Genomic DNA, 17,415 nt, shown 5'->3' on the forward strand with positions numbered 1-17,415 from the left:
ATCCTTAACGCATTCCCGGCTTTAGAGGAGACTTTATGACGCAGTCCAGCAACTCGGCTTCCAATCTGACCATCCGCTTTTTAGGCCACTCGGCGTTTTTGTTTAGCGCAGGCGATCAGCAAATCCTGATCGATCCGTTTCTGGAAGGCAACCCCAAGTGCCCGGTGACGCTGGACGTTGCGCTGAGCTGGAAGGTGGACGCGGTGCTGCTCAGCCACGCGCACGGCGATCACTGGGGCAACGCGCTGGACTTTGGCAAGGCCGGCACCATGATCATCGGCACGGCGGAAATCGCCGGTTACGCCGCCCAGCACGGCGCGGCCAACACCACCGGGGCCAACATCGGCGGCACGGTGCGCGGCGACTGGGGCGCGGTGACACTGACTCCAGCGTGGCATTCCAGCAGCTTTCCTGACGGTACTTACGGCGGAATGCCCACCGGCCTGATTATCGAGATAGGCGGCAAGCGGGTGTACTTTGCCGGTGACACCAGCCGGTTTTCCGACATGGCCCTGATCGGTGAGGGTGGCCTCGACTTGGCGATCTTGCCGATTGGCGATCACTACACCATGGGGCCACTGGAAGCTGCCAAGTGCCTCGATCTGCTAAAGCCCCAGGCCGCCATGCCGATGCACTACGGCACCTTCCCAGCGCTGAGCGGCGACCCGAAAGTCTTTGCCGCCGAAGCCGAGAAGCGCGGGATTGAGGTGTACCTGCCGCAGCCGGGAGACAGCGTCACCCTCTAAGCTCTGCGCAGTATCTGACGACCCGTCAAGGTAACGTGATAAAAACGGGGGCCACCGCGCCGTCCGTCCGTTAGAATGTTGTCATCTGGCGGTGGTTATCCTTGAACCTGAACACCCCGTACTTGCGTGTGCAGTTTAAATCCACAATCCCGCTCCACCCTTAGGACTCTTTTTATTTTGACAAATGCTGATCTCCCTCAACTCGCTGGCTACACCCTGAGCCGCCCGATTGGTCGCGGCAACACTTCTTTGGTGTTTTTGGGAAGTGCAGACGCCGCGCCGGAGCGGGAGATGGCCATCAAAGTCCCGCTGGGCACCACCCTCGCCAATCACACGGCGGCGGAGCGGTTCGGCAACGAGGTCAGGCTCTCGCTGCAATTTCGCCACCCGCATCTGGTGCGCGGCTACGCGGGCACGGCGTTCGGGCCGGGGGCTTACCTCGCCATGCGTTACTTTGCCGAAGGCACCCTGGCCGAGCTACTCGAAGGCCGGGTGCTGCCTTACGAAGCGGCCCTGCGGGTGCTGGCCGACGTGACAGCTGGAGTGGCCTACTTGCACCACCAGGGCGCGGTGCATCAAGACATCAAAACCCAGAATGTCTATTTGAGTGGGGGCCGCGCCGCGCTGGGCGATTTCGGCAACACCTACTTCGTCTCGGCGGGCGGCAATATCTCGGGCAGCCCGTTTTATATGGCCCCGGAGATTTATCACGGCGAAGCCAGCAGCATCCAAAGCGACGTGTACAGCCTCGGCGTGCTGTGTTTTGAGTTGCTGGCCGGGGTGCGGCCCCACCTCGGCAACAGCTACGAAGAGCTGATGATCTCGCACCTGACCCGCTTTCCCGCGCCCGTAACGGCCAGCAACCGGCAGGTGCCGCGTACCTTGTCGCGCCTCATCGAGCTGGCGATGGCCAAAAAATCCCATGACCGCCCCAGCTCGGCGGCGCTGCGCCGCGCCCTGCTGGAAGCGCTGGGAGAAGAGGACGAGCAAGTTGAGATTGAACCCTCCGACTCGCCGCCCGCTCAGCGCAGCATCATGGGCCGCCACCAACATACCGACGCCGTAGCCATGCCGCGAGTGCCTGGCGGGCCATCAGAAGAAAGCCCGAAGCCGCAGAAGCCTGGCGCGAAAAGTTGGAATCCGTTCAAGCGCGGAAAGTGAGAGCGGCGGGGCAAGTTGGCGCAGTTCGGAACAGGCACTTCCCGCTTCAGCGGTGGTACGGCTCGCCCGCCGAGATGGTGGCGGCACGGTAGAGCGCTTCGCTCATCACCACCATGGCCAGGTCGTGCGGCAAAGTCAGGTGGCTCAGGCTCCACAGCGCACGGGCCTGAGCGCGGAGTCCGTCACTGTGCCCGTCGGGGCCGCCGATACAAAAGGCCAGCTCTCCGGTGCTCTGCACCCCCTGCTTTTCGATGTACGCCGAAAGTTCCTCGCTGCTCCATTCCGCGCCGCGCGGATCGAGCGCGATGACCGGAGCGCGGCCCGCCGCCCGCAGCATCGCCTCGCCTTCCTTTTGCGGCGTGCTGCCGCCTAGGTGGGTGAGTTTGAGCTTGTGGTAGCGCCCCAGCCGCGCCGTGTACTCTTGCCAACCGGCGCGGGCGTAGGCCAGTTTGGGTTCTCCAACGGTGATGAGGTGCAGGCGCATGGCCTTTACTCTAACCGCCGCACTGGCTCGCAGACCTCCGGAGCGGCAAGGTCTCATCCAATTCCCAACCTGGCGTTTCTGGTCATCTTTAGAATACCTTGATACAGTGAGTGGCTTACACCCGTTACTCAGCGGTGTATCTGTGCCGAGTTCAGCCCCCGCTCTCACCACCCGCGCCGTACCAAGGACAGCGAAATGACCAATGCCAACAAGCCCACCAACGCCCTCAGCGCCCTGCCGCTGCCGACCCGCTCGCGCTTTCAGCCGATCTTGCTGGGCGTCTTGGCCCTGAGCCTGATTCCCGCCGGACTGCTGGCCGTCAGCCGCGTGCAGTTTGAAAACAGCGAGAAGAATGTGGCGCTGGTCATGGATTACCCGGCCCTCTCGCAGCAGGCCAAGGAAACCGGCCAAGACCCCAACGCCCTGCTGCTGCGCTACAAAAAGCTGGGCGTCAACGGCGTGGCGGTGTTTGAAGACGTGGTGGCCTCCACCATTCAGCGCGGCGACGCTTACTTTTTGAGCGGGGCCGAATTGAAGGCCCGCAATCCCGGCGCGGTGGGCATCAACCCCGAGTGGTCGTACATGAGATCGATCAAGCCGGGCACGGTGGAAAATCTGGTGAACAGCTTCGGCTATATCTCAAATGCCGGAGCCATCAGCGAAGCGCAGGCGGCCAATCTCGCGCTGCCCAAAGACCAAAGACCAGAATTGCCCGCCGCCGTCTACAAACCGCTCGACACCAACACCCTGAATGTGGCCGGGCAAAAGTGGATCGGCTGGGCGGTTGACCCACGCTACTTGCCGGCTGGCCCCGACACCGAGCGCATCAAGCAGCTTCAAGACGAAGGCTTCGTGGTGGTTTACCGACCCTGGCCGGATCAGCGGGTGCGCGATCCCGGCAAGAACTGGCCGGATGTGCCGTTCATCTCGTTTACCGGGGCCAAAGTCATCGGCGCGGGCAATCCGAGGGTGCTGCAAGACATCAAAGACCGGCTGGGCAAGCGGATACCGACCATCATCGAAAATAGCGTGCAGCAGGGCTTACCTGAGCTGATCAAAGACCGCACCGCCGCGCGGATGTTCAGCCTCAATCCCAGTTGGCAAAACAGCCTGACCCCCGACGAAGTGGCCAGCAAATTCGGACTGGCCGCCCGCGAACGCACCCAAAGGATTTTGTATCTGCGCCCTTTCCCGACGCAGGGCGAAACCGAAGTCTTCCTGAACAACCTCACCAAACTGCTGGCCACCCGCGACATCAAGATCACGCTGCCCATCATTGAAAACTACGCGCCCAGCGACGTGCTGCGCTGGCTGACCATGCTCGGCACGCTCTCGGCGCTGCTGCTGCTGGCGCTCAGCTATCCACTGCCGCGCCTCGGACTGTTGGTGGCGGGAGCGGCGCTGCTCGGCGCACTGGGCCTCAACGGATTTCAGCCGTATCCGGGCTTGGCGCTGGTCTCGGCCATCACTTTTCCGGCACTGGGGCTGGTGCTACGGCGCAAGCAGATGACCGATTGGTATTTGGCCACCGGCTTCAGCTTGCTGGGCGTGCTGTACGTCAGCGCTCTGGGCACCGACAAAAACAGCATGCTGGGCTTAGATCCGTTCAGCGGCGTGGGCCTGACTTTGGTGCTGCCGATTGCTTTGGTGGCGCTGAGCTTCTTGCCGCGCCAGGACATCCGACAAACTGTCAGGGACTTGTTTGCCATTCGCCTGACGCTCGGCGACGTGATCATGATGGGCGTGGCGCTGGGAGCCTTCGCGGTGGCGGTGCTGCGGCGAGGCAACACCTCAGCGGTGGGCGTCAGCGACACCGAAGCCAAAATCCGCCAAGACCTGCAAGACGCCATTATTCGCCCGCGTTTCAAAGAAGTCTTCGGCCACCCGCTGCTGCTGCTGGGCTTGTCGGGCACCTTGCCGGGGTACTTCACCATTTTGGCGCTCTTAGGCGGCTTAGAAGGGCAAGCGAGCATTCTCAACACCTTCTCGCACTTTCACACGCCGCTGCTGATCAGCCTCACGCGGGCGCTGCTCGGGCTGGCGGCGGGCTTGCTGCTGGGCTATCTGGTGGTCTGGGCGCTGCGAGTGGCGATTCGGATCTGGAACAATTACGGCGGCTGGAACGGCGGCAACCCGTCTTCCGGCACGCCCACCACTCCGCCCAGCCAGCCCTCACTGGGAGAAACCCTGCGCCGCCCACTGGTGCCGCGTACCGAGGCCCGCATGACGGATATTCGTCCTGAAGACGGACTGGGCCTAGACCGTTTGGGAATGAAACCCTGAACGTCACGGTCAGCGGCTATTACGGCTTTGGCAACACCGGAGACGAGGCCATCGCACTGGCGATTTCACGGGAGCTCAAAGGGTTGGGCCACTCTCCCCTGCTGCTCTCGCAGACACCAACCCAGACCGCTCAGCTTTACGGCTGCCGCAGCGCGGGCCGGATGCAGCCGCTGGCACTGGTGCGGGCGGTTGCCAGCAGCGGGGTGCTGCTCTCCGGCGGCGGCGGGCTGCTGCAAGACAAAACCAGTTCGCGTACCCTGACGTATTACCTCAGCGTCATCCGCTTGGCGCGGACGCTGGGCAAGCGGGCGGTGGTATTTAACCAGAGCATCGGGCCACTGAGCGAGACGGGTGGGGCGCAGGTGGCCCGCACCCTGCGCGGCGTGCGCGTGATCGTCAGGGATCGGCAGAGCTTGGAGACGCTCGGCAAGCTGGGGCTCAAGGGGAAACTGGGCGGCGATCCAGCTTTGCTGCTGAGACCCTCGGGCAACATTGTCAGAGACAACAACACAGTAATTCTGGCTCCACGCGGCGACGTGAAGGACGCCACCGAGCGCCTGACCAGCCTCGCTACTCAGCTGAGGGCCAGCGGGCGTCGGGTGATTGCCCTCAGCTTTTACCCGCCGGAAGACGACGCGGCGGCCCACTCGCTCGGCGCGGACGAGGTTATCAGCACCCAAGACCCTCAGGTGGCCTTAGATGCCATCGCGGGCGCGGGGGCAGTGGCGGGCGTGCGGCTCCACGCGCTGATTCTGGCAGCGGCGGCGGGCACGCCTTTTGTGGGGCTGAGTTACGATCCCAAAGTCAGCGGCTTTTGCTTGGACGCCGGAGCGCAGAGCTTTCCCACTCACGTTGACCCCGGAACCCTGCGGACAGCTTTGGAGCGGGCCCAGCCGGATTGGAACGAAGTCGCGGCCATGCAGACGCGGGCGCGGGAAAGTTTTGAATGGGCTTTGGCAAAATGAAGTGGGCCTGACAGCAAAATTAGGCCGTTCAACGCTCACGGCGCGGTGCGGAGTGGGCCACGGCGTCCCCCCGGCGCGTTAAGCTCAGTCCATGACAACCTCTACAGGTGCCAACCCGTACCAGATCACCGTCGGTTCCGTGACCCGTCAACTCCGTTTGGTGCCAGTGGGCCAAATGGGATTTGTGCCGCTGATCGAGTTTATCGGCGACAGCGAACTGACCAAAGCGGCGGCGCAGGCGCTCGTCCCGCTGATTCCTGAAGGCACCGAGGCGCTGCTCACCGTCGTGACCAACGCCTTGCCGCTGACCCACGAACTCAGCGACTTATCGGGTTTGCCTTACCAAGTGGCCCGCAAAAAGCGGCGCACTTATATGCAGAATCCACTGATTCAGGAAATGCCGGGCCTGACGCTGGGCGTCTCCGAGACGCTGTGGCTGGACGGCCCCCACGCCGAGCGGCTGAGCGGCAAAAAAGTGGTGATCGTGCAAGACGTGATCGCCACTGGATCGATGGCGATGGCCCTCGCCCGCTTAACGGAACGGGCAGGCGGCACGGTTCACGGCTACCTCGCCGCCTTCAAGCAAGGCGAAAATACCTTGCCGGTGCAGTATTTACAGGAGTTGCCGAAGTGGGTGCAAAGCTAAGCGCGGGAAGGTAAGACAACTTTGCCCACCTTCCCGCGCCTTTGGTCTCCGCTTTTAAAGAGGAGGCTCTTGGCGGAGGTGCTCGGCGGCGGGAGCGGGCACCGCCGCGATCACCTGAACGGTTTGACCCGCCGGCAAGATCTGGGGTTGGGGTACTGCCTGGGTTTGAGCAGCCGGCTCCGACAAACTGGCGGACAGGTCGCTGCTCAGACCGCTGGTGTGTTGGCGAAACTCGCGCAAGGTCTGGCCGAGGCTCTTGCCGAGTTCCGGCAGTTTGCGGGGCCCGAAAATCAGCAGAGCGGCGAGCAAAATTAAGATCAGGTGACCGGGTTCTAGAATGCCGAGCATAGTGCCTCCGAGCGGGGGATTGGCCCTCAGCCGATTGGAGCTGCTTGGGTCTGTTCCCGCGTTCCCTTAGTCTGGAGAGGGCAGGGAGCGGGCAGATGAAAGGGTGAAGGCTTTTAACCGCCGTTAAGGAGGTAAAGAGGGAAAGCTCTCCAGGCTTTATCCTTGAGCTGAGGTCATGATCAGGCCCACAGACATGGATAACCAATCCATGCCTTGATCCAATCGATTATCCACAAAACGCGGCATACCGCTCCACCAACGACTCGGCTTTTCATCTTCCGGGCCGCGTCTCTGCACATCTGAAGGCAACTCAGCTTCTCGCGCAGCCAGCGTCAACTGACTCAGATAACGCTCCATCACGCGGAGCAAGGCCAAACGCTGAGCCAGTGAATTGCGCGATCTGGCAAAGTGAAAACGCAAGCCCTTCTCCTGACTCATACTGATCACCATAGGCAAGCCGCTGGGACACTCAACGTGGGCGTAAGCCGTTTGCGCTGGAAAATCAGCCCGTGCTACGCCGCTCTCCGCTTCAGCCCATCCGACTTGAAGCGCGATCACCCCGCACAACAGTGACCCATATTCATCCTGAAGCTGATAAATCCGATCAAGCATCTGTGCATACTCGCTGCCCACCAAGCGGTCTTCGGCACTTTCTGGCCACCACATCAAGTAATCGTCTTCAGGGAGGGGCTTATCGTGCTCCAAAACAGAGAGCGGAAAATGGAAAGGATCGAAAAGTGACCTTCCTTCAGCGCCCTTAAGCGGTAAAGGGGCAGGAGCAAAATAACCCGCTGTAGCACCAGCTTTTAGGGCCATTTGCTCCACACTTATGAAATGGCTGGCCGCTTGTGGAGTGGCAGCCGAATAGATGAAAATCCAAAATGCTTGCTGATGCTGATATGCCAGTAAAGGAACTTCCAACAGCATATCCTGACCTGTTTCATCCTGGGTCAACTGTGGAGCAAGAAACTGGGCGATTTTAATTCCTACGGCTTCCCAGACTTCAAGGTGGCGGCCAGACAGCCGAACAAGATTGAGCGCGTCGGCTTCTGAAGTCTGCGCCGTGTCCCAAGACTCCACTGGCACCACCGGCCAGTTTAAGTTGCTGAAGAGCACCGGCTGGTTCGTTTTTTTGCGCCTGAACATGGCTGCATTTTTGCAGATAAATCAGACAAAACATTGATTATCTGGCATAGTCACTCATACCGCAGCGCTTCAATCGGCGGCAAAGCGGCGGCGCGTTGGGCGGGCCAGACGCCGAAAATCACGCCGGTCAGGGCGCTGACGACGAGGGCCAGCAGCGCCACGCCCGGCGACAAGATCACCTGCGGGAAGAACTTGGGCGCGGCCAGACTCACCAAAGTGACGGTCACGACAGTCAGCAGGTAACCGACTAAGCCGCCCAGAGCTGTCAGCGTCACCGCTTCGATCAGGAACTGGCCCAGAATAGTGCCGCGCCGAGCGCCCAGCGCTTTGCGGAGGCCAATTTCGCGGGTGCGCTCCGTGACCGATACCAGCATGATGTTCATGATGCCGATGCCACCAACCAACAAACTCAGCCCGCCGATGCCCGCCAGCAAAATCTGCAACACGGTGGTGATCTGCGAAAACTGCTGCACGAACTGATCGAGGTTAATGACCTGAAAGTTGGTGCTGCCGCGTCGCCGCTCCAAGATTTGCTTGAGGCGGGCTTCGGTGCGCACAGCGTCGGCCTGTGGACTGATCTTGAACTGCAAAAAGGAGTAGGTGCCGCGCTCAGTGTAGTTGCGCCAAACATACGACAAAGGAACATAAGCGCTGTCTTGCCCGCCACCAAAAACCCCACCCTGCGGCTGGGTCACGCCGATAACGGTGAATTGCTCGCGGCTCACCGTCTGGCCTTTTGCGCCCAACATCTCCAGCCGCACGGCTTTGCCGACAGGGTTTTGATTGGGAAAGAGCTTGTTGGCAGTGGTGGACAAAATCACCATCACCGGAGCCGCGCCCCTCTCCTCGGAAGCAGTAAAAAAGCGCCCGCTGCTGAGGGTCACGTCACGGGCCTTTTCGGGATAATCTGCCGCCACGCCGCTGGCCTGCACACTGACGCTTTTGCCCGCAGCGCTGGCCTGCAAGCCCACTGGAACAGAACTGATGTTGGTGATCGGCAGGCTTGCCAGAGCATCGACGTCATCTTGGGTGAAGTTGGGGCTGGGTTTCCCGCTGGAAAAGTCCTGCTGCACGAACAAAGTGCGCCCGCCGATGCTATCGAGCTGCTTGGTAATGGTCTGCGTCGCCATTTGCCCGAGGCTGAGCATGGTCGTCACCGCAAAGACCCCGATGATGACGCCCAGCATGGTCAGCAGGCTGCGGAGCTTGTTGGAGGCAATCGCCGAGAGGGCGGTTTGAATATTTTCTAGAACGTTCACGCGCTGGCCTCTGGCACTCCGGGCTGGTCATCTAAAATGTTCTCGTCTAAATCGTCGTCCAGCACCGGACGCCCATCCGAGATCAGGCCGTCACGCAGCCAGATGATGCGCTGTGCCCGCGCTCCGACTTCTTCTTCGTGCGTCACCAAGACGATGGTGCGGCCCTCGGCGTGCAGCTCGTCAAACAACCGCAAAATGCCTTTGGTGCTTTTGCTGTCGAGGTTGCCGGTGGGTTCGTCGGCCAGCAGCACTTTGGGATCTTGGACGAGGGCGCGGGCAATCGCCACCCGCTGCTTTTGCCCGCCGGACAGTTCGCTGGGCTTGTGGCCGAGGCGGTCGCCTAAGCCCACCCGCGTCAGGGCAAGTTTGGCCCGCTGGCTGCGCTCACGCATTCCCACCCCCCGGTAAGCCAGCGGCAATTCCACATTTTTCTGGGCGCTGGTGCGGGCCAGCAAATTAAAGGCCTGAAACACGAAACCAATCCGCTCGTTGCGAATCTGGGCCAACTCGTCTTCACCCATCTGGCTCACGTCGTCGCCGCCGAGCCGGTAACTGCCCTGCGTGGGTTGATCGAGGCAGCCCAGAATGTGCATCAGGGTGCTTTTGCCGCTGCCGGACGGCCCCATCAGCGCCACGTACTCGCCTTCAAAAATATCCAGATCAATGCCCGAGAGCGCGTGAACTTCAGCGTCGCCCTCGCCCCCATAGACTTTGGTGATGCCGGACAGTTGAATCACCGGTTGACGTGCAGCGGCCTGACTCACGGCGCTCGGCGGCTCGGCGCGGAATACAGCACGCGGCTTCCGGCTTTGAGATCGGGGTCTGGGGTGTCCACGATCAGGTCGCCCGCTTTGAGGCCCGTCACGGCGGCGAGGTTGGCGTTGCGGTCTTGCTGGGTGACGGTCACAGGCTGGGCGGTGCCGACGAGTTGAGCGCCTTTGGGTGTGCCGGGCGTGACTCTAAAGACTTTGAGGGTGTTGCCCTCTCCCTCCAAGGTGGCTTCAATCGGCACCGTCACGGCGTCTTGAATGCGGCGCACGGTCACGACTGCCGTGCCGGTAAAGCCCGGTTTAACTTTGCTCACACCCAATTTACTGACATCGGGCAGCCGGATTTTAACCACCACGCTGGCCGCGTTGCCGCTGGCGTCGGCGGTGGGGTCTATTCGGGCCACCGTACCGCTAAAGGTCTGGTTGGGCAGCGCGTCGAACGTTACCACAGCAGGCTGGCCGCTTTTTAAATCGGGAGCACGAGTTTCGTCAAAAGGCACTTGCAAGTAAAGCTGGGCCGGATCGGTGATCACCACAGCAGGGCTGGCGGTGGCGTTGCCCGCTGTGATGCCCACCGCACTGACCACTCCGCCCGCCGGAGCCTTGAGTTCGGCGTCCATCAGCGCGGCCCCGGCATTGGCCAGCCGCACGCGGGCGCTTTCTAGGGCTGAACGCGACTGGGCTACGCTGGCGGCACTGCTCTGGGGACTGCGGTTTTGGGCGTACCGCAAATCCGCGTCGGCTTGGTCACGCTTGCGGGCAGCGTCGTCGCGGCTGGCCTGCGCCGCTTGCAAATCCTGAGCGCTGACGGCTCCCAGCGCTTGCAATTTGGTTTGACTTGCCAGAGTGGTCTCGGCGGTTCTCAGCGCCGCCTCAGCGCTCGCCCGCGTCAACTGAGCGTTGATGAGGTTGCGGCTGTTGTCTTGGGCAGCGTCGCTGGCAGCAGCCTCGGCGCGGGCGACATCAGACTGCGCCGCGTCAAAAGCGGCCTGAGCGCTGGCAAGGTCGCGGATTTGGGCGGCGGTGTCCAGCTTGGCCAGCACCTGCCCCACCTGCACGGTGTCGCCCACTTTGACGTTGACCTGCGCCACGTTGCCGTTCACGGCAAAGTTGACGCTGCGGGCCACTTCGGCTTTGGCACTGCCGGTGCCGCTGACGGTGCGGGTAAAAATCTGGGTGGTGGCCGCCACCACATTGACCGGCAGTCCGGTAGGGCCGCTGGGCCGCAAGAAGGCAAACGCGGTGATCCCGACGCTGATAACCACCAGCGCGGGCAACCAAAAGCGGCGCACGAAGCCGGGGCGGCGCTTTGGATTACCGGCAGATGTGGGGGTGGTCATGGGGTGACTCCTCGCTGAACGCTCATGCCTCAAGAACTATCACGCGGCGGCAGGGTGGCGCGACTTACTTTTGGTGGAGGCTGGCTTTCTGTAGAGGTCAGCTTTCGGTGGACGTCGGGAAAGAAACGCCGTGGATCACAGACGCTCAGCCTGCCACCAAGCTGGTCACGGCTTTTGAAACCAGGTAGCTGGCCAACACCAAAACCGCCAGCAGCGCCGCCGGAAACAGCACGCCGCGCCAGGCTTTGGTTTGGTTGCCGGTCAGTACCCGGAAGCCGATGAAGGCGAGGATAAATTGCCACAGGTAAATGGCGTAACCGACATAAGTGCTGATCTTGCTGATGACCAGGCCGTTAAAGGAGGCCTGCAAAGCTTGGGTATACGGCTGCAAGGCTTTTTGCAGCTCCAATCCGGTCAGGCCCGTCAAGTTGGGCGCAGCGACAGTGATTTCCGGCGCAAAAAGAGCGCCCAGCGGCAGCAAGAGAATCGCCCAAATCAGCGAAGGAAAAAAGACCGCTCCGTACACTTCGGCGGCGCGTCCTTCCTTGCCTGCGCCCAGCGTGCCCAGACCCCACAACAACAACCACAGCAGCACACTGATAAAGGTGGTGGCAAAGGCCGCCGCGCCGTAGCTGAACAGCGGTGAAATGGCCAGGCCGCCAGACAGGGCGCTGGACTGGGCCGACAGTAAATGACGGGCCAGCACTGTGGTCGAAATTCCGCCGACCAGGGTGGCCAGGGCCACCAACCACAGGTAGCGGCTGGGCTTGGCGGGCAGGCGGCCCAGCGCTTCAAAAAAGGCTCTCGGCTGAGTGATCAGGTCGGCGAGGTTGGGCGCAGGGGCAGGGGCGGCAGACTTGGAAAGATTGGTCATCAGCAGTTGGCCTTTTTGGAGAGGGTGAAAGTCACAGGGAGCACTTGAATCTTGATACGTGACCATGCGGCGGCGAGTTGCCAAGCCGGTGCGGGTTATAGCCCTTTAGGATTTAGTTGCGGGAAAAAGATCGGTACCGTCGCCAACACCACCACTGCCACCACCAAAACCACCAAGACCAGAGTGCTGACGGTCCAGACGGGCCAACTCGGAAAGCGCAGGGCAGGCGCGGGTGAGGTACGGGGCGTGAGCCACAGTGTGCCCACCACCAGCGCCGCCACGCCGATCAATAAAGCGGCCAGACCCAAACTCAGCGGTATGGTGGTGCTGGCGAGGTCTCCGGTCAGGGCGTTCATGTCGCGCCCCTGCAATAGTGCGCCGAGACCGACGGCCAGCGCGTTGTTGAGGATGTGCACGCCGACGCTCGTCCACAGTGAGCCGCTGTACTGCACGCTGCGGGCCAGCAGCCACGCCAGCGGCAAAATAGCGATGACCTGAGCGGGCGCACCATGCGCGAAGCCGAACAGCAAGCTGGAAACGACGGCAGCGAAGACTGGCCCACGTACCCATTCCAAGCCGCGCAGCAACAGCCCCCGGAAAGCGATTTCCTCGGCCACCGGAATCAGAAAGCCCGCCACCAGCAGCAGCACCCACACGTCGTAGCCTTTAGAGGCGAACTCCGGCACGGTCTGAGCGCCCTGCGGCCAGAGACTGAGCACGAACAGCAAGAAGGCCCGCGAGGCGACGAAGCCCAGCCCGAACGCGCCGAACATCACACCCCAGTTGGGCCTGGTGCGCCAACGTGAATCTTGGAAGAGGGCCAGTGCGGTGCGGCGCATAGTCAGGCCGAACACGATGACGGTGCTGAGAAAAGCCAGCAGCAGAGACACACCCAGCGGCAAGTGGAACACGCGTGTGGCCAGCGCCGAGATCAGGTTTTGCATTCCCAGCACGATCAGCGCCGCCCAAGCGCCTTCAGCGGGGGTGATGGGAGGCTGGCCCGGCTTCAACTCGGCAGGCAGCGGCGCGACTTCGCCAGCAAACAATTCGGAAACCGGATGCAGATCAGGGGAGGTTTTGTAGGGCGGCAGATCAGCCATGCCGTTAGGTTAGCGCCCGCCTTCCCCCTAAGCGGTGAGTACCCTTACCGCCCGCTCCAGCATTTCATCGGTGATTTGGTAGTGCAGCACAAAACGCACGCTGTCGATGTCGAGGGCGCTGGCGAGTAGACCCTGCTCGGCCCAGCGCTCCACTTTGCTTTGGGCGTCGGGAATGGTGGCGTAGATGATGTTGGTCTGCACCGCCGCCAGGTTCACGGCGTAGCCTGCATTGACCAGCGCTTCGGCCAATTTGCGGGTGCGGGCGTGGTCGGCGGCTAAGCGGGCGGGGCCGTCGCGCAGGGCCATCAGACCCGCCGCCGCCAGGATTCCGGCCTGACGCATGCCGCCGCCTAGCATCTTGCGGTAGCGGTGCGCCCGCACCAAGTCGGCTTTTGTTCCGGCCAGTACGCTGCCCACCGGAGCGCCCAGCCCTTTGCTCAGGCACAAAGAGACGCTGTCAAAGGGTGCGGCGACCTCGGCCAAACTCACGCCCAGCGCCGCCGCCGCGTTGGCCATGCGTGCGCCGTCGAGGTGCAGCGGCAAGCCTTCTTCGTCAGCCACCGCCCGGACGGCCCACATCACGTCGACTGGAATGACGGTGCCGCCCATTTTGTTGTGGGTATTTTCCAAGCTGATCAGGCCCGTCGGCGATTGGTGAATGCTATGGCGCACCGCGCGGCGAACTTGCTGCGGGTCAGGAATGCCCAGTGGCGCAGGCACAAAACGCGGCACCACTCCCGAAAAGGCCGCCATCATGCCGAGTTCCCATTCGTAGATGTGCGAGCCCTCGGCGCAGATGACTTCCTGGCCGCGCGAGGTGTGCATGGCAATGGCGGCCTGATTGGTCATGCTGCCCGAGGGCATAAACAGCGCCGCTTCCTTGCCGAGCAGCCGGGCCACCTCACTTTGCAGGGTGTTGACGGTGGGGTCTTCGCCGTAGACGTCGTCACCCACCACCGCCTCGGCCATCGCCAAGCGCATTTCAGGGGTGGGCACGGTGACGGTATCGGAGCGCAGATCGATACGCTGCGTGGGAACAGGCTGAACGTCTTGAAAAGTCATGCCGGAATGCTAGCGCCACAATACCGTATGAGCGCTTTATGGACGTGATTGCCGCACGCCAAACGCCACCTGGGCCGCCCCTCTCCAGATTCCGTACTAAAGTGGGCCAAGAACTTCAATTCAACTTGCATTTCAGGAGAGCCATGAACAAGGTCTATCCCAGCGCTCAAGCCGCGCTTTCGGACATAGTGCAAAACAATCAGACGGTGGCGGTGGGCGGTTTCGGGCTGTGCGGCATTCCCGAAGCGCTGATCGCGGCCTTAAGAGACAGCGGCGTGACGGGCCTGACGGCAGTCAGTAACAACGCGGGCGTGGACGGCTTCGGGCTGGGGCTGCTGCTGCAAAGCCGCCAGATTCGCAAAATGGTCAGCAGCTATGTGGGCGAGAACAAGGAATTCGAGCGCCAGTACCTCAGCGGCGAACTGGAGCTGGAATTCACGCCGCAGGGCACCCTGGCCGAGCGGATGCGGGCGGGCGGCGCGGGTATTCCGGCCTTTTACACCAAGACGGGCGTGGGCACGCTGGTGGCCGAGGGTAAAGAACTCAAGGACTTTGACGGCCAAATGTACCTGCTGGAGCGCGGCATCGTGGCCGACGTGAGCTTGGTCAAGGCCTGGAAGGCTGACAGGGCAGGCAACCTGATCTACCGCAAGACCGCCCGCAACTTCAACCCGGTGGTGGCCACCTGCGGGCGCGTCACGGTGGCGGAAGTCGAAGAGATCGTGGAAATCGGTGAGCTCGACCCCGACGCCATCGACACCCCCGGCATCTATGTTCAGCGGGTGGTGCTGAATGCCGAGCCGGAAAAGCGCGTCGAGCAGCGCACCGTTCGGGCCGCCGTTGCTACATCGGCCGCGCCCGCGTCTTCCGCCGCTGGCGAGGAGGTTTAAACATGCCTTGGACGAGAAACGAAATGGCCGCCCGCGCCGCTTTAGAGCTGAAAGACGGCATGTATGTCAATTTGGGCATCGGCCTGCCCACCTTGGTCGCCAACTTCATTCCTGAAGGCGTCAGCGTCACGCTGCAATCCGAAAACGGGCTGCTGGGCATCGGCCCCTTTCCCACGGATGCTGAAGTGGACGCCGACCTCATCAACGCGGGCAAGCAGACCGTGACGGCCCTGCCGGGAGCCAGCTTTTTTTCCAGCGCCGAGAGCTTTGCCATGATCCGGGGCGGGCACATCAACTTGGCGATTTTGGGTGCCATGCAGGTCAGCGAGTCGGGCGACCTCGCCAACTGGATGATTCCCGGCAAGCTGGTCAAGGGCATGGGCGGCGCGATGGACTTGGTGGCCGGCGTGCAGCGGGTGGTGGTGCTGATGGAACACGCGGCCAAAGACGGCAGTCCCAAGCTGCTGCGCGGGTGCAACTTGCCGCTAACGGGCCTCGGCGTCGTCAACCGCATCATCACCGATCTGGCGGTGCTGGACGTGGTGGAAGGCGGCCTTAAGGTGCTGGAACTGGCCCCCGGCGTGACTTTGGACGAACTCAAAAGCAAGACTGAGGCGCGGTTGGTGGACTGAACAACACCGCCCGAATCTCATCTTGATTCGGGCGGCGTTGCTTTTACTCATTACTGCTCAAGTTTTACTTGCCACCTGTCATCTCCACCTGAATTTCCACGCTTTGGATGCTGTCTGGCTTGATGGCAGAGTCGGGCTTTTGCGGGTCGATCTTTTGCAGGGCGTCCACCACTTTTTGCCCGTCCACGACTTTGCCGAACACGGTGTATTGCCCGTTGAGGAAGGTCGCAGGGGCCAGCGTGATAAAGAACTGGCTGCCCTGCGAGGACAGGCTCTGCGAGCGGGCCATACCCAATACGCCCGCCGCATCGAACTTCAGCGCGTCGTCAAGTTCCACGTAATAGCCGTACCCAGGGCCACCCGCACCCGTGCCGGTGGGGTCGCCGCCCTGCGCCATAAAGCCGTCGAGGACGCGGTGAAAGGGGTTGCCGTCGTAGTAATGATTGAGCGCCAGAAACACGAAACTATTGACCGCTTTGGGCGCTTGCTGAGCGTAAAATTCCAATGTCACGTCGCCCTTGGTGGTCTTGAGAACGGCGCGGTAAGTTTTAGCCGGATCAATGACCCATTGGGGCTTGTCAAATTTCAGCACGGGTTTGTCGGATAAGGGCGTAACCGGCACCCAAGCGGCGTGGGCTGAACCCACCGCCAACAAGCCTGCCGTGAGCAGAGCGGCTTTGCTGACTTTGCGGCGTGGCTGGTTGGTGCGCAGTTGGACAGAGGAATCGGAAGTCATCAGGCGGGGGGCCAAGCCGATCAGGGTGAGAAATGGGCGCATGGCGTTAGGGTAGCAAGCGGGCCGCGTCAGCGGATTGGAGAATGCTGGGGCGTGACAGGGACTCGGGTTGAATCGGTGCCCTCCCATCCCCGCTCATCTCACCCACCCGCTCAGGCGGCATGATAAGCGCCTTATGCGCCGCGTTTTCTGTTTTTTGATCCTCACCCTCAGCGCCTGTGCGCCCAGCCACGCGCTTGAAGTCAGCCAGACCGTCTGGGGCGGCGCGAGTTACACCGTCACCACGCTTGACCTGAGCCGCGACACCTTGCGCCTCTACTGGCAAAACCCGGGCACCAAACAGCCGTTTTTGCGCTTTCAGACGCTCCGCACTTTTCTGGCGGGGCGCGGCGAGAAGGTCTTGTTTGCGACCAACAGCGGCATTTACACCCCCGAATATGCTCCGCTGGGCCTGCACATCGAGGGCGGCCAGACGCTCCGGCGGCTCAACAATGCCCGCAGCAGCGCAGGCGGCGGCAATTTTGCGCTCAGGCCCAACGGCGTGTTTTGGATAAGAGGCCAGCAAGCCGGCGTCACGGAAACGGACGCTTACGCTGCCAGCACCCTAGCGCCGGATTACGCCACCCAGAGTGGCCCCCTGCTGGTCATCGGCGGCAAACTCCATCCCGAATTCAACGCCCGCAGCACCAGTTTCAAACTCCGCAGCGGCGTGGGCGTCTGCAAGAGCGGCCCAAACGGAATCAGCACGGTCAAGTTTGCCATCAGCGCCGCGCCGGTCAACTTTTATACCTTCGCCACCTTCTTCCGCGACGCTTTGGGCTGCCCCGACGCGCTGTATCTGGACGGCTCGATCAGCGCGGTGTACACGCCCCAACTGGGCGACGGGCAGTTTGTCAATTACGCGGGCATCTGGGCCGTGACCCAGCAGCGCTGAGAAAACGGGCGTGCTGAGCGCAGAGCGACCAACCGGTAT

At 62.0% G+C, this 17,415-nt stretch carries 18 protein-coding genes; 8 read left to right on the forward strand and 10 right to left on the reverse strand.

Annotation, left to right across the window (positions count from 1 at the left end):
• Positions 1-35 precede the first annotated feature (35 nt).
• Together FNU79_RS13290 and FNU79_RS13295 are read left to right on the forward strand one after the other, a co-directional pair.
• Positions 36-746, forward strand: coding sequence for a metal-dependent hydrolase (locus FNU79_RS13290; RefSeq protein ID WP_143721304.1), 711 nt, complete (start codon positions 36-38; stop codon positions 744-746).
• 177 nt (positions 747-923) lie between these two features.
• Complete coding sequence (locus tag FNU79_RS13295; RefSeq protein WP_143721305.1) at positions 924-1,907, forward strand: serine/threonine-protein kinase; 984 nt, start codon at positions 924-926, stop codon at positions 1,905-1,907.
• Between the two features lie 46 nt (positions 1,908-1,953).
• Here FNU79_RS13295 and FNU79_RS13300 read toward each other — a convergent pair whose 3' ends face one another.
• Positions 1,954-2,391: a 23S rRNA (pseudouridine(1915)-N(3))-methyltransferase RlmH gene (locus tag FNU79_RS13300; RefSeq protein WP_143721306.1), complete on the reverse strand. Its 438-nt coding sequence runs from the start codon at positions 2,389-2,391 to the stop codon at positions 1,954-1,956.
• Between the two features lie 195 nt (positions 2,392-2,586).
• Here FNU79_RS13300 and FNU79_RS13305 point away from each other — a divergent pair, with 195 nt between their 5' ends.
• The 3 genes from FNU79_RS13305 to FNU79_RS13315 all read left to right on the forward strand — a co-directional run bounded on the left by FNU79_RS13305 (position 2,587) and on the right by FNU79_RS13315 (position 6,285).
• Entirely contained in the window at positions 2,587-4,674 is a 2,088-nt protein-coding gene (locus FNU79_RS13305; protein ID WP_185974713.1) for a DUF5693 family protein, read from the forward strand.
• Entirely contained in the window at positions 4,671-5,639 is a 969-nt protein-coding gene (gene csaB, locus FNU79_RS13310; RefSeq protein ID WP_143721307.1) for a polysaccharide pyruvyl transferase CsaB, read from the forward strand. Before FNU79_RS13305 ends, csaB begins: the two co-directional genes overlap by 4 nt.
• A 91-nt stretch (positions 5,640-5,730) precedes the next feature.
• Positions 5,731-6,285 (forward strand): type I phosphoribosyltransferase, encoded by a 555-nt coding sequence (locus tag FNU79_RS13315; RefSeq protein ID WP_143721308.1) that lies wholly within the window; start codon positions 5,731-5,733, stop codon positions 6,283-6,285.
• 54 nt (positions 6,286-6,339) lie between these two features.
• On the opposite strand, the gene tatA is transcribed toward FNU79_RS13315, so the two are convergent.
• The 8 genes from tatA to FNU79_RS13355 all read right to left on the reverse strand — a co-directional run bounded on the left by tatA (position 6,340) and on the right by FNU79_RS13355 (position 14,184).
• Positions 6,340-6,633 carry a twin-arginine translocase TatA/TatE family subunit gene (gene tatA / locus FNU79_RS13320; protein ID WP_143721309.1) on the reverse strand — a complete coding sequence of 98 codons (294 nt, stop codon included), beginning with the start codon at positions 6,631-6,633 and terminating at the stop codon, positions 6,340-6,342.
• A 156-nt stretch (positions 6,634-6,789) separates the two neighbouring features.
• Complete coding sequence (locus FNU79_RS13325) at positions 6,790-7,779, reverse strand: hypothetical protein (RefSeq protein WP_143721310.1); 990 nt, start codon at positions 7,777-7,779, stop codon at positions 6,790-6,792.
• A 50-nt stretch (positions 7,780-7,829) separates the two neighbouring features.
• Positions 7,830-9,038: an ABC transporter permease gene (locus FNU79_RS13330; RefSeq protein ID WP_124871362.1), complete on the reverse strand. Its 1,209-nt coding sequence runs from the start codon at positions 9,036-9,038 to the stop codon at positions 7,830-7,832.
• On the reverse strand, positions 9,035-9,802 hold the full coding sequence (locus tag FNU79_RS13335; protein ID WP_225430068.1) for an ABC transporter ATP-binding protein: 768 nt from the start codon (positions 9,800-9,802) through the stop codon (positions 9,035-9,037). The genes FNU79_RS13330 and FNU79_RS13335 overlap by 4 nt, the downstream gene beginning before the upstream one ends.
• Positions 9,799-11,148, reverse strand: coding sequence for an efflux RND transporter periplasmic adaptor subunit (locus FNU79_RS13340; RefSeq protein WP_143721311.1), 1,350 nt, complete (start codon positions 11,146-11,148; stop codon positions 9,799-9,801). Before FNU79_RS13340 ends, FNU79_RS13335 begins: the two co-directional genes overlap by 4 nt.
• A gap of 145 nt (positions 11,149-11,293) precedes the next feature.
• Entirely contained in the window at positions 11,294-12,022 is a 729-nt protein-coding gene (locus tag FNU79_RS13345; protein WP_185974714.1) for a YIP1 family protein, read from the reverse strand.
• A 95-nt stretch (positions 12,023-12,117) separates the two neighbouring features.
• Entirely contained in the window at positions 12,118-13,122 is a 1,005-nt protein-coding gene (locus FNU79_RS13350; protein ID WP_143721313.1) for a CPBP family intramembrane glutamic endopeptidase, read from the reverse strand.
• Positions 13,123-13,149: 27 nt separating this feature from the next.
• A complete protein-coding gene (locus FNU79_RS13355; RefSeq protein ID WP_143721314.1) occupies positions 13,150-14,184 on the reverse strand; it encodes a threonine aldolase family protein in 1,035 nt (344 codons plus the stop codon).
• 143 nt (positions 14,185-14,327) lie between these two features.
• Between FNU79_RS13355 and FNU79_RS13360 the strand changes: the two genes are divergently transcribed.
• Both FNU79_RS13360 and FNU79_RS13365 read left to right on the forward strand, forming a co-directional pair.
• On the forward strand, positions 14,328-15,074 hold the full coding sequence (locus FNU79_RS13360) for a CoA transferase subunit A (protein ID WP_143721315.1): 747 nt from the start codon (positions 14,328-14,330) through the stop codon (positions 15,072-15,074).
• Positions 15,075-15,076: 2 nt separating this feature from the next.
• Entirely contained in the window at positions 15,077-15,706 is a 630-nt protein-coding gene (locus FNU79_RS13365) for a CoA transferase subunit B (protein ID WP_143721316.1), read from the forward strand.
• Between the two features lie 64 nt (positions 15,707-15,770).
• Here the strand turns inward: FNU79_RS13365 and FNU79_RS13370 are convergent, their stop codons facing one another.
• Positions 15,771-16,484 carry a peptidylprolyl isomerase gene (locus FNU79_RS13370; protein ID WP_225430069.1) on the reverse strand — a complete coding sequence of 238 codons (714 nt, stop codon included), beginning with the start codon at positions 16,482-16,484 and terminating at the stop codon, positions 15,771-15,773.
• Between the two features lie 133 nt (positions 16,485-16,617).
• Between FNU79_RS13370 and FNU79_RS13375 the strand changes: the two genes are divergently transcribed.
• On the forward strand, positions 16,618-17,376 hold the full coding sequence (locus FNU79_RS13375; protein WP_143721317.1) for a phosphodiester glycosidase family protein: 759 nt from the start codon (positions 16,618-16,620) through the stop codon (positions 17,374-17,376).
• The last annotated feature ends 39 nt before the right edge of the window (positions 17,377-17,415 follow it).

Source organism: Deinococcus detaillensis, from assembly GCF_007280555.1.
GTDB classification, from domain to species: domain Bacteria; phylum Deinococcota; class Deinococci; order Deinococcales; family Deinococcaceae; genus Deinococcus; species Deinococcus detaillensis.

Coding starts and splice junctions, on each gene's coding strand:
- FNU79_RS13290 (WP_143721304.1), top strand. CDS start 36: ATGACGCAGTCCAGCAACTCGGCTTCCAATCTGACCATCCGCTTTTTA.
- FNU79_RS13300 (WP_143721306.1), bottom strand. CDS start 2,391: ATGCGCCTGCACCTCATCACCGTTGGAGAACCCAAACTGGCCTACGCC.
- FNU79_RS13305 (WP_185974713.1), top strand. CDS start 2,587: ATGACCAATGCCAACAAGCCCACCAACGCCCTCAGCGCCCTGCCGCTG.
- FNU79_RS13315 (WP_143721308.1), top strand. CDS start 5,731: ATGACAACCTCTACAGGTGCCAACCCGTACCAGATCACCGTCGGTTCC.
- tatA (WP_143721309.1), bottom strand. CDS start 6,633: ATGCTCGGCATTCTAGAACCCGGTCACCTGATCTTAATTTTGCTCGCC.
- FNU79_RS13325 (WP_143721310.1), bottom strand. CDS start 7,779: ATGTTCAGGCGCAAAAAAACGAACCAGCCGGTGCTCTTCAGCAACTTA.
- FNU79_RS13340 (WP_143721311.1), bottom strand. CDS start 11,148: ATGACCACCCCCACATCTGCCGGTAATCCAAAGCGCCGCCCCGGCTTC.
- FNU79_RS13345 (WP_185974714.1), bottom strand. CDS start 12,022: ATGACCAATCTTTCCAAGTCTGCCGCCCCTGCCCCTGCGCCCAACCTC.
- FNU79_RS13350 (WP_143721313.1), bottom strand. CDS start 13,122: ATGGCTGATCTGCCGCCCTACAAAACCTCCCCTGATCTGCATCCGGTT.
- FNU79_RS13355 (WP_143721314.1), bottom strand. CDS start 14,184: ATGACTTTTCAAGACGTTCAGCCTGTTCCCACGCAGCGTATCGATCTG.
- FNU79_RS13360 (WP_143721315.1), top strand. CDS start 14,328: ATGAACAAGGTCTATCCCAGCGCTCAAGCCGCGCTTTCGGACATAGTG.
- FNU79_RS13365 (WP_143721316.1), top strand. CDS start 15,077: ATGCCTTGGACGAGAAACGAAATGGCCGCCCGCGCCGCTTTAGAGCTG.
- FNU79_RS13370 (WP_225430069.1), bottom strand. CDS start 16,484: ATGCGCCCATTTCTCACCCTGATCGGCTTGGCCCCCCGCCTGATGACT.
- FNU79_RS13375 (WP_143721317.1), top strand. CDS start 16,618: ATGCGCCGCGTTTTCTGTTTTTTGATCCTCACCCTCAGCGCCTGTGCG.